Consider the following 11001-nt stretch of genomic DNA (forward strand, 5'->3'; position numbering starts at 1 on the left):
CACGGCTACGACCTTGCGGCCCAGACGCATCAAAAAGGAGTGCCTATCGAAAGAGTTGTGCATGGTGGTGATCAAGGGAGTACGAGTCGCCACACCGGCGAGAAAGCCGAAGACAGCCGACGACATCATATGTGCGTGCAGTACGTCGGGTCGCGTGCGGCGTACCAGCCGTAGCACCTCGAGGGCGCACGCCGGTGCACCCTTGAGTCCGCCGGCAGCGGTAAGAGAAACGACACCCACCCCGTGTCGCGCGAGCAGCTCGTCGTAAGAGCCCCAGCCCTGCACGAACCAGACCTCGTGCCCCGCTGCGGCCTGGGCACAAGCAAGATCGACGGCGACGTGGACGTGCCCGTTACCGTGCATGCCGTGCTTGAGCAGGTGGATGATCTTCATGGCGTCCCCTTTCGTCGTTGCTGGCCGCCGGGTGCGGCCGGCGAGGTCGACTTGGGTCGCGGGGCGCGGGTCGGCCGGTGTGGATCGCCTCGATGCCGACAAGCACCGGCCAGCGTGGGGAAGGAACGAGCCGGGCGAGCTTGCCCTTGTGAAACGTTGTCGACCCTCGCAGGATCGTGAATACGCAGCTCGGGCCCGGGGAGACCACTCGACGACCTGCCGTACAGAATGGGTCGGCCGGCTCAGCAGGCCAGGGTGTTCCGGGCCGTGCACCTCGAGGGCCGGACCGGTGAGGTCGCCATCGCCCGCATCCGATCGCAGCCGGCTGAGCAAGGGTTGTCAGCTGGTTCACCTGCACGGCAGCCGCACCTCTCGACCGCAGGTCGGGTACGGTCGAGTGCAGCGAACTTTCCGAGTCTTGGCCGGTCGGACCAGCGACCTCCCTTCTACGGGGCGAGAGGAACTATGGACGTCTCGATCGCGATGGCCACGTACAACGGCGCCCGGTTCTTGCCCGAGCAGCTTGAGAGCCTTCGCTGCCAGCAGCACGTGCCCGTCGAGCTCGTTGTCAATGATGACGGTTCGACTGATGAGACGGCCGAGATCGTCTTGCAGTTCGCTCGGACCGCGCCCTTCGCGGTGTCCTTCGAGCGCAACCCGGTACGGCTGGGTTTTGCCGACAACTTTCTTCTCGCCGCAGCCCGCTGCCGTGGCGACGTGGTCGCGTTCTGCGACCAGGACGACGTGTGGCACCCCACGAAGCTGGCCCGTGCGGTCGCTGTCCTTGCTCTGGAGCCCGAGGTCGCGCTCGTGGGCCACGACGCGACCCTGGTCGATGCCGAGGGGCGTCCGACCGGTGTCCTTCGCCACAAGGCACCGGCCGGGCGATCGCCCGGCTGGGCGCTCCTGCCGCAGGCGTTCTTCTTCGGCCTGACGATGACCTTTCGTCGCGAGCTGCTCGAGCTGGTGCCTGATACCCAACGACCCTTCGACCTGGTCGACCCCGCCCGTCCGTTGGCCCACGACCGCTGGGTCAGCTTCCTCGCGGCGATCAGCGCAGACGTCTACTTCATCAATGAGTCGCTGGTTGACTACCGACAGCACGACACGAACGCTTCCGGCGGGATGACATCGGGCCGGGGCTGGGTGGCAGTTGTCGACGCGGCGCGCACGAAATTCGGCTACACGGTCATGAAGCAACTGGCCTACGTGCAGCGTGAGCTCGCTCTGGTGAGGCAGGTGGTGACCGACGACGCCCCGACGGCGGCGCGTCTGGAGCGGGCACTGGACGTCCTCGAAGGTCACGAACGTCAGCTGCGCCTGCGGTTCGCCATACCGCGTGCCGCGAGCCGTCCGCGACGATTCGCCGCGGTCGTGACGGCTTGGCGCGGGAGCGCTTACGGCCGGGAGGGCTTGGCCGAAGGCCCGGTGCTGAGAGTCTTGCGTGACCTCGCCCTCGCCACCATCGCTGCGCCGGGACAGGAGCAGCGGGCCCGAGCACTCCTGGGCCCTCGGGCGCCCGACCCGCGAAATCTGTGAAGCAGTCAGGCGTGTCACCGAGTCAAGCGTCATTGGAAAGGGGAGAGCGGCGATGAAAAGAGAAGGCGACCTGAACGCCGAGGCCGTGGCTGAGGCATGAGCGGCTCCCGAGGACAGGCGCATGACCCGACACGGATCGGTTGAACGAGCGTTCTCCATATTCACGAGAACCGCCGGTGGATGAGCCGTCGTGCCACGTAGCTCGGCAGGACGAGCACACCCAGAGCCCAGATGCTCGTCGCGATCCTGACCGTGACCGGCTCGGGGCCCGTCGCGGCGAACCCCCGTACGGCGTCGTGGACCATCCGCCGGCGGCTGTCTGTGGGCAACGGCGGGGGCGCGGGGTGGTTCAGGCGACGTTCCGCGACCCGCATCTGGAGCAGATGGCGGCTACGGAACAGTGCGGAGATGGCAGCTCCCTGTGAGTGAGTGAGACCGAGTAGCTCGAGCACGAACGCCTGGCGCTGATAAGCGCGGTCGATCTGCCGCCGGAACACTGCGCCGTCCCGAAGAGCACTGCGGTTGGCCCCGTGCTGCCGATAGCCGACGAGGACGCGGCGCAGCGTCACCACGTCGCCGAGCAGAGGGGCAGCGGCGAGACAGGCCGAGTCCATGGCGTCACCGCAACGGTCATCGATCGGGAGAAGCTGCTCGAGGAACTCCCGGGAGTAGGCGTTGCCGGAACCGGGTGGTGTCGGGTAGGCGCTCATGGTGATAAGCCACCGTCGCACGTCTGCGGGTGAGGGAGTGCGTTTGAGCCGGGGGAACACCGCGCCGCCCGCACGCCCGTGCTCGTCGATCTTGACCATCTGGACCTGCACCTTGCTCACACCGGGTCGCCACACCTCGTTGACCTCTTGGGCGATGGAGGGGCAGAGCATGTCGTCCGAGTCGAGGAAGATGACGATGTCGCCCGTCGAGACGGCATAACCGGCGTTACACGCCTCGCGCGGCCCACGGTTGGTCTGGAACAGAGCGTGAACTCGGTCCCCGAAGCCGTCGATCACCTCACGTGAGTTGTCCGTCGAGCCGTCGTCGACGACGATGACCTCCACGTCGGGCCATTCCACGGCGAGAGCACTCCCGATTGCGGCCGCGACGAAACGGCCGTAGTTGTAGTTGGGAATCACCACACTCAGGCGTCCGAACGAGCGGTTGGTCATAGCACCCTGATCCGCTCCGGGGTGACCCGGCCGCGCGCAGCGTCGCCGACACCCATGAGGTTGCCGACCAGCCGCTCGCGCCTCCACCCCGACTCCGGACCGCCGGTGGAGCGGACGATGTTCTTGGCGAGCACCCGGAAGATCTGCTCGACCATGAGCCAGAGGGGGAAGCTGCCCTTGCGCCAGAGGTACCAGGGGTTCATGAACTGCGAGTAGCCCAACCGCTTGTGGGCCTCCCGACCTCCGGAGGCGGCCGCCCGGTGCACGATGACGCAGTCGTCCACGTGGGCCACGACGCCGTGACGCAGGCATCGGCGGGCGAAGTCGTGATCTTCCAACCAGGAGTAGAGGGGCAGTCGCTCGTCGAAGAGCTCACCGCGCGCGACCGACGTGCGGGCGACGAAGTTGGCGCCGTAGAGGGTGCGCCCCGGTCGCCACTGCCCGGAAGGGGGCCAGTCGTCGATCTCACGCAGCACAGTCTCGGCCTGCCCCAGCGGAATCTCTGCCTTGGTGACGCCGTCCAGCGCGACGCGGCCGGTCATGGCCACCACCCCGGGGTGCTCAGCCATGAACGCCCCGGCGCGCCTGAGGTAGTCGGGGTGGAGCACAGCGTCGTCGTCGAAGTAGGCCACCAGCTCGACCTCGTCGTCGAGGACACGCAGCCCGGCGTTGCGCTGGGCGGCCAGACCACGCGTGCCGGTGACGACCTGCCACCCCTCGAGCAACGACCGGTCGTCGGGCAGGCTGGCATCGTCGGGCACGCTGACGACCCCGACGAAGAGGGTGGTCTGCCGGCGGCAGGTCTGCAGGGCCTCGGCCAGCAGCGCACTCCGGCCGGCGGAGGCGAGGACGACGGCGATGGTCGGGGAGGAGGTCATAGGTGCTCCAGACAGAGGTCACGAACCGCCAGAGCACTGGCGTCCCAGTCGAATCGGGCGAGGTCGATGTCGTGGGGCCGGCTGGTCTGCAGGGCCTGACGCAGCCCGTCGCAGATCGAGGTCACGTCGAGTGGGTCGACGAAATGGGCTTCGTCGCCGGCGATCCAGCGGAAGACGGGGATGTCCGACAGCACGAGCTGACCCGTGCCGGAGGCGGCAGCCTCGACCAGCGGCAGCCCGAATCCTTCGGCGAGGCTGACGAGCACGACGGCGGCGGCAGCGGCATACAGCTCCCGCAGCTCGTCGTCGGAGACGTAACCCATTACCCTCGTCTCCACCGGCCAGGGGATCTGCTCCTCCTGGTAGATCGGGTTGCTGGCGCCGACCACGACGAGCGGATGAGCCCGCCGTATCTCGGGATCGAGCAGGCCGTATGCCTCGGCGAGTCGGGCGAGGTTCTTTCGCGGCTCCTGGCTGCCGACGGCCAAGAAGTACGACCCGGGAGCGAGGTCCGTCAGCGCCGACAGAGAGAGCTCTGTCTTCGATTCGTCGATCGTGAAGACACTGCTGGGCGCGTTGGGAGCCACGACAAGAGACCGGGAGTAGATCGTCGAGACATCGTCAGCGGTGGCCTCGCTGACCGCGACCACGGCAGTCGCCAGCCGCAGCTGGGCTCGGAGCAGTGGGGCGTGCGTTCGGTGGTACGAGGGGGAGAACCACTCGGGGTTGGTCAGGACGAAGAGGTCGTGGACGACGAGCACCTGGCGACGGTGCATCACGGGAGCACGTGAGGTCATCGAGAGCAGGACGTCGGAACGAGTCTGCACCGGGAGGGCCAGCTGCACCCAGGCCCAGGTGCGCAGCGTGGAGGTGGCCCAAGGGCCCTCCGGAACGGTGCCTGCGAAGCTGGGGTGAGCCAGCAGACGGCGAGAGACCTCGGCGGCATACCGCTGCTGCCCTGTCACCCGCTGCCCGGCGTAGCTCTGGTTGACCACTACCCCTCCGGCGGGCTTGCTGCTCATGACTCCTCCACCCAGCTGCGCACCTCGGCGGCGAACCTCTCCGTGGAGAATTTCGCGGCGTGGACCCGACGGGCCTCACGCTCGGTGCTGACCGCGGTCTCGACGCCCTCGCAAATCTCGGCGGCCGACCTGAAGTCGGTGAGGGCTCCGGTCTCTCCGGGCAGTACGGTCTCGGCCGTACCGCCTATCTGATGGGCCAGAACAGGGGCGCCGGCAGCCATGGCCTCGACGGGCATGATGCCGAAGTCCTCGATTGCCGGGAAGACCAGGACTGCGGTCGCCTGGTAGAGCGCGTGCAACAGCTCAGTCGACGGATAGTCGACGAAATGGACAGGAACGGAGGCTTCGCGCGCGAGCTCCTGCAGTCGGCGCAGCTCGGGGCCTCGACCCGCGAGCACAACTGGGCGACCGGCTGCCTCGCCGGCCCGAATCACCAGATCGAGACGCTTGTAAGGTACGAAACGCGAGGCCCCCAGTACGAATTCCTTTGGTAGTGCGGCGAGCTCGTGCTGCTCCTGGTCGGTGAGGCGAGTGCGCCAGTCGTCGACCGACTGAATGGCCGTCACGTCAACCGGGGGGTAGATGACCCGCGAGGGGACCTGCCAACAGTCGGCGATACGGTCGCGAATGAACGCGCTGTTAGCGGCGTATGAGGTGCGGTGAGCCCGATCCTTCGCGGCCCGACGGTCAAGGGGCTTGAGCACTGAGGCAAGCCCCCGGGCCACCCGACCCTGACCCCTTCCGTCCAACTCCGGCGACCAGATGTAGCGGGCCGGCGTGTGGACATAGACGAAACGGCGGAAGTCGGGCCCCTCCTCGCCGAATCGAGCATGGTGCGCGAAGAGGTGCGAACTGATCAGCGCCCAGTCGTAGCCCCGGTCGGCCCGCCGCTTCCAGGTAGGCATCATGAACGGGAGGGCGACCATCTTGCTCCGTCGTAAGGGGGTGCGTGACAGCCAGGTCTCGTGCAGGCTCTCCGGTTGGAAGCGTCCGGTCGAGTCATTCCAGAGGCAGACGACATCGGCCTCGGGAAAGACTCCACTCATGGCTTCCAGGACGTTCTCCGAGCCGCCCGACTGGGCAATCCACTCATGGACGAGGACACCCGTCATCGTGCGTCTCGGGCCGAAAGAAGATCAGTGCAACCTATGGGCTGGGTGTCAATGGTCTGCGAACTCAGGAGCACAACAGAGAGATGCCGGGGCGACCAGAGGCCACTCCGTGAGGAGGCGTGAAAACTCGTCGTGAAGGTCACGGGAATTCCTATCGGTAGGAGCGACTGTCGGCCTGGCGGGGGACCCTGGCCGAGCGTCGGAGCCGTTTAAGGAGCGACAGGATGCGGGTCCCCTCGGCGACACCGCGCCGCACGTCGTCGCCGGTCACCCGCACGAAGTCCCAAGCGCTGACGCGCATGACGCGCTGCGCGACGACGAGCATGAAACTGGTGAGGACCACGTTGCTCAGGAGGCTCGTCCAGCACGCCCCGTAGACACCGTAGCGGGGAACCAGGACGAAGAAGGCGGCGACGTTGACGACGAGCGTGAGTGCGAGCCCGGTGCTGCGCAAGCCCGGCCGACCCCAGGCGGCGACGCCGGTGGAGGCCATCAGGCCGGGGATGCAGACGAGCGCCGACCCCATAAGAATGATCGTCGGCAGCGTTGCGGCCTGGTACTCGGCGCCGAAGAGCGGGCCGATCCACAACGGCAGTGAACCCCCGAGCACGACGCAGCCGGCCGCCCCGAAAAGAAGCGCCAGTCTCGCCGTCGACGTCACCTGTGTGGCATTGGCGGCCTTGCTGTTGACTCCGAACAGGGCGCCCTGGATCGCGATGGCGACGATGAGCGGCAGGTCGGAGATCGTGGTCGCGACGGCATACAGACCCAGGGCGGTCTCGCCGGCCAGCGGCACCATCAAGGCCGAGGCGGCCCGCGACAGCAACATACTGGCCACCCCACCGAACCATACTCGGACGCCAAACCGCGCAATGTCCGAGAAACCTTGTGGCAGAGGTACCGTGGTCGCGTCGACGTCATCGTCGACGACCTCGTGACCAACGTGAAAGGGTGACTCCACGGCGTGTTCGCCGTTGGTCTGTCGGCGGCCTGGTCCGCGCAGCAGACGGAGGTACACGACGCCCGACACCATCGGCCCGATGACGTTGATCATCACCGCCGTCAAGACCGTGAGGCGCCCGAAGGCCCAGAGCCCGACGAAGCCGACGACCCGGATCACGACGTTGATGAGGCGTTCGACGGCCACCTCCTTCCACATCTGTCGGCCGATCGCTGCCCCGCGGAAGACGCTCACGCCGAGGGCGGGCACGGTGAGCACGGCGCTGATGATGATGAGCCGACCTAGGGCGGGGTTGTCCCCCGAGAGGAAGGGCAGGAACACCAGCACGACACCGACGCAGACCGCGCCGAGCAGGAAAGTGAGCGCGCTCGCCCGGATCAGGACCGGCCTCGTCAGCCGGGGGTGCTTGGCCAGGTAGAACGTGAGGGCGTCAGGCAGACCGAGCGTCGCTGCGGCGAGCATCAGGGCGGCCGGCGCAAGGGCCGCCGCGAGTTCGCCACGCCCCTGGGTGCTCAGGCCCCGGGCAAGCACCGGGGCAGTGACGACACCGGCTGCGGGAACGAGGAAGCTCGTCACCGTCATCAGCCAAATCGCCCGCCGGAAGCTTGGGGCTGGTTGGGGTTGTGACATCGGGCAAGAATAAGCATGCCTCGGAGCAACCGAGAAACTTCTCGAGCGTAGCCACAATGCGCGGCTTCTTGAGACGCGGCAGTAATCGGTGATCATATTTCGTTGGAGTAAATTCTTACGTCAACTCTGGGGTTCTTATGCTGATTTTTCGTACTATATCTGCCATAAGGGCACATATCTAGGTTGCGAGAGTCTTCTATAGTTGCAACGTCTAGCCGGGCTTGTCCGAGTTCCACGCAAACTTCTCTCGGTAGGGCGCTCAGGTGAGGTGCGGAACCGGGAGGGGGGCACAACCGATGACGACGACGCAGGGCCATGAACTCAGCAATGCCACAGGGGAGTCACGAACCAGCCAGCCATCGTGGACCATGTGGAAGACCGTGATCCGACGCGCCCGGGGATGGATGCTCCTGCTGCCCGTCGATGTGGTCGCCATCGCTCTGCCGATGCTGTGGCGCCCCGAGCTGCTCAAGGCACTGGGGCTCATGGTGGTCTTGAGCGTCCTCACCCTCGCCGGTGACCGGGGCTATCGAGCCAAGCTGACGCTGTCCTTCATGGACGACCTGCCCGTCATCGTGCGCAACGTGCTCGCGCCTATCGCCGTCATCGCGATCGTCGTGGCCTTCAAGCACGAGCCGGTGTCCTTGGTCTGGTTCCTGGAGAGCTGTCTCTGGGGAGTGGTGCTCCTCCTCGTGGGCCGATGCCTCACCACGGGACTCATAGGGTGGAGTCGTCGTCGTGGGTTGACCTCGCATCGCGCAGTCGTCCTGGGGGGCAACGCCGTCGCCGTCGAGCTGGTGGAGACGCTCTCGGAGCGACCCCAGCATGGGCTGCAGCTCGTGGGCTATGTGGCAGGACAGGACATGGTGCTCGAGAGCGACCTGCCGCGCGTCGGTGAGGTGGGTGAGCTTGCGCAGGTCGTGGCCAGTCTCGATGTCGAGGTCGTCGTCATCGCCGACGGCGGCTCGAGCGACCGCGAGGTGCTGCTCGCCCTCGAGGACCCCAGGATGCGCAGCTGCGACATCTATGTCGTCCCCAAGCTCAGCTATATGCGGACGCAGTCCGGCTACTACGACCACATCTCGTCCATCCCCGTGATGCGGATCGGGCAGACGACCCTCGACGGGCCGGCGATGCTGGCCAAGCGCTTCTTCGACGTGATGGTGGCGGGGGCGCTCCTCACGCTCCTCTCACCGGTTCTGCTGCTCCTCGCCCTGGGCGTGAGGCGCTCGGGGCCACAGATCCTCTTCCGGCAGCAGCGAGTCGGTCGCGACGGAGTGGTCTTCGAGTGCCTCAAGCTGCGCTCGATGCGACCGGCCGTCGCCGAGGAGATGGCCACGACCTGGTCGGGCTCGGAGGGCCACCGGATGACGGGCCTCGGACGGGTGATGCGGAAGCTGTCGCTCGACGAGCTGCCCCAGTTGTGGAACGTCATCCGCGGCGACATGAGCCTGGTCGGGCCTCGTCCCGAACGGCCCTTCTTCGTGGAACAGTTCACCCTCCGCTACGACGTCTACCGCCGTCGTCACCGGGTGCGGTCGGGGCTCACCGGCTTGGCGCAGGTAAGCGGCCTCCGCGGTGACACGAGTATCGGTATGAGGGCCCGCTACGACAACTACTACATCGAGAACTGGACGCTCTGGCTCGACACCAAGATCCTGCTGCGCACCGTCGGCGAAGTGTTGTTCGCCCGGGGAGAGTAGGGGCCGAGACGGGCCGGGTACAGGCGTGACGCCTCGAGGAACAGCTGAGCTAGGTATCGTCCGTTCGACCCATATCGACTGATTTGTCTGATATGAGTAAATTAGGGCAGGCCACCGGCTGAGTCTCCCCCCTGTTCGCGAGTCCGCGCTCAGACTGCCGTGTCGGTCCGTGCTGCGCTGACGAAACGACCCGACATGCCTATGCCCTGGCGCCCCATCCTGTCCGCGCTCCCGGCCCTCATCCTCTTTGCCACAACTCTCACGACGACCCCGCCTGCGACCACGCACTCCGGCTCGTCTTCGGTGTCGACCAGCGCGAGGTTGGCCGGCCGGGTCCCTCGACCCGTGCCGCTGGACGACCTTCCGGTCACAGGACTCCTCCAGAACCGTGCTGCTCCGACCTGTGTCGGCGTTCCGGACGGGGGCCGGAACCTGACTCGGCCCGTCCTGTCCCTGTGCGTGGAGGGCGCCGCGCAGAGCTGGACGGTGATGCATCCCCTGACCGAGGGTGCGGTCACGGCGCAGTGGCTGTGTCTCGATGCCACCCACGCCAACTTCACAGACCCGGGACCCACCGGGTGGGTGGTGCAGCTCTACTCGTGCAACGGGACGCGCGCCCAGACGTGGCGGGTCACCAACGGGCTCATCGTCAGCTCGCTCAACGGTTACTGCGTCGGGCCGTCCGGCGCGGCCATCGGCTTCATCACCTGCACCCCATCCGGACCACGGCTGTGGAACGTGCCTAGCGGGCGACTCGTCCAGGGAGCCACGCAGATGGTGGACGACTTCACCGGTACCGCCGGCTCGGCTCCCGACAGCTCCCGCTGGACCGAGTGGTCCGCCTGCAGCTACAACCCGTCGGCGGCGTTCGGAAGCATCGCTTGCGGCAGACGGGATTCCCTGGACGGGGATGGCCATCTGGTGATCCCGGCCGACCCGACGCACGGCAGTGCGCTGCGGTCGACCTCCGCCTTCACGTACGGCGTCTTCTCGGCCTGGCTCCGCCTCCCGTCGGCCCCGGGTTACTGGCCAGCATTCTGGATGCTCAACAGTCCCCAGAACGGGTCGTCCGTGAGTCAGGTCGGTGAGATCGACGCGATGGAGGCGTACACCACGTGGCCGTCGCAGTACCACTCCACCTCCCACGTCTACGCATCAGGAACGCAGACGAACGACACCGACCATCTCTGCGGCGGGTCAGCCGACCTGTCGGTCGCCTTCCACAAGTACAGCGTCCGGGTCGAACCCGGTGCCGACGGGCGGGGTCGGATCTCCTACTACCTCGACGACCGTCAGTGCGGGGGAGCGTTCACCCCGGCCACCAACCCCCAGAGCCCCTGGCCCTTCGCACCTTCCCTCTCACGGCCCAACTGGATGATCCTCGATCTGGCGGTGGGCGGGGCCGATGGCAAGCAGGTGTCGGCCACGACGCCGACGTCGCTCCTGGTCGAGCGGGTCGAGGTCCGCCAGCTGTTCTAGGAGCGTCCTCGAGCCTGCACGTTGGTGCCCCCGGCAGGATTCGAACCTGCGCCACCGCCTCCGGAGGGCGGTGCTCTATCCCCTGAGCTACGGGGGCGGGCGGCTGCCGAGCTGGCCAGTC

Annotated in this window: 9 protein-coding genes and 1 tRNA gene; 3 read left to right on the forward strand and 7 right to left on the reverse strand. The window is 66.9% G+C overall.

What is annotated here, in order from left to right; genetic code table 11:
- Positions 1–393 (reverse strand): glycosyltransferase family 4 protein (locus tag Q0R63_RS06640; protein WP_295695545.1); only part of this gene is annotated, 393 nt, incomplete at its 3' end.
- Positions 394–858: 465 nt separating this feature from the next.
- On the opposite strand from Q0R63_RS06640, the gene Q0R63_RS06645 reads away from it, so the two are divergent.
- The gene (locus tag Q0R63_RS06645; protein WP_295695548.1) at positions 859–1932 is read left to right on the forward strand and encodes a glycosyltransferase family 2 protein; all 1074 of its coding nucleotides are present in this window, start codon (positions 859–861) and stop codon (positions 1930–1932) included.
- A 161-nt stretch (positions 1933–2093) separates the two neighbouring features.
- On the opposite strand, the gene Q0R63_RS06650 is transcribed toward Q0R63_RS06645, so the two are convergent.
- The 5 genes from Q0R63_RS06650 to Q0R63_RS06670 all read right to left on the reverse strand — a co-directional run bounded on the left by Q0R63_RS06650 (position 2094) and on the right by Q0R63_RS06670 (position 7650).
- Positions 2094–3095, reverse strand: a complete 1002-nt coding sequence (locus tag Q0R63_RS06650) for a glycosyltransferase family A protein (RefSeq protein ID WP_295695550.1) — start codon at positions 3093–3095, stop codon at positions 2094–2096.
- The gene (locus Q0R63_RS06655) at positions 3092–3973 is read right to left on the reverse strand and encodes a glycosyltransferase family 2 protein (RefSeq protein WP_295695552.1); all 882 of its coding nucleotides are present in this window, start codon (positions 3971–3973) and stop codon (positions 3092–3094) included. Before Q0R63_RS06655 ends, Q0R63_RS06650 begins: the two co-directional genes overlap by 4 nt.
- Complete coding sequence (locus tag Q0R63_RS06660; protein ID WP_295695554.1) at positions 3970–4995, reverse strand: glycosyltransferase family 1 protein; 1026 nt, start codon at positions 4993–4995, stop codon at positions 3970–3972. Before Q0R63_RS06660 ends, Q0R63_RS06655 begins: the two co-directional genes overlap by 4 nt.
- Complete coding sequence (locus Q0R63_RS06665) at positions 4992–6107, reverse strand: glycosyltransferase (RefSeq protein ID WP_295695557.1); 1116 nt, start codon at positions 6105–6107, stop codon at positions 4992–4994. Before Q0R63_RS06665 ends, Q0R63_RS06660 begins: the two co-directional genes overlap by 4 nt.
- A 151-nt stretch (positions 6108–6258) precedes the next feature.
- The gene (locus tag Q0R63_RS06670; protein ID WP_295695560.1) at positions 6259–7650 is read right to left on the reverse strand and encodes an oligosaccharide flippase family protein; all 1392 of its coding nucleotides are present in this window, start codon (positions 7648–7650) and stop codon (positions 6259–6261) included.
- Positions 7651–8066: 416 nt separating this feature from the next.
- Here Q0R63_RS06670 and Q0R63_RS06675 point away from each other — a divergent pair, with 416 nt between their 5' ends.
- Entirely contained in the window at positions 8067–9401 is a 1335-nt protein-coding gene (locus Q0R63_RS06675; RefSeq protein ID WP_295695562.1) for a sugar transferase, read from the forward strand.
- Between the two features lie 201 nt (positions 9402–9602).
- Positions 9603–10880: a family 16 glycosylhydrolase gene (locus Q0R63_RS06680; RefSeq protein WP_295695564.1), complete on the forward strand. Its 1278-nt coding sequence runs from the start codon at positions 9603–9605 to the stop codon at positions 10878–10880.
- 22 nt (positions 10881–10902) lie between these two features.
- Here the strand turns inward: Q0R63_RS06680 and Q0R63_RS06685 are convergent.
- Positions 10903–10977, reverse strand: a tRNA-Arg gene (locus Q0R63_RS06685).
- Between the last annotated feature and the right edge of the window lie 24 nt (positions 10978–11001).

The sequence above is a fragment of the Lapillicoccus sp. genome (genome assembly GCF_025353065.1).
GTDB lineage: Bacteria > Actinomycetota > Actinomycetes > Actinomycetales > Dermatophilaceae > Lapillicoccus.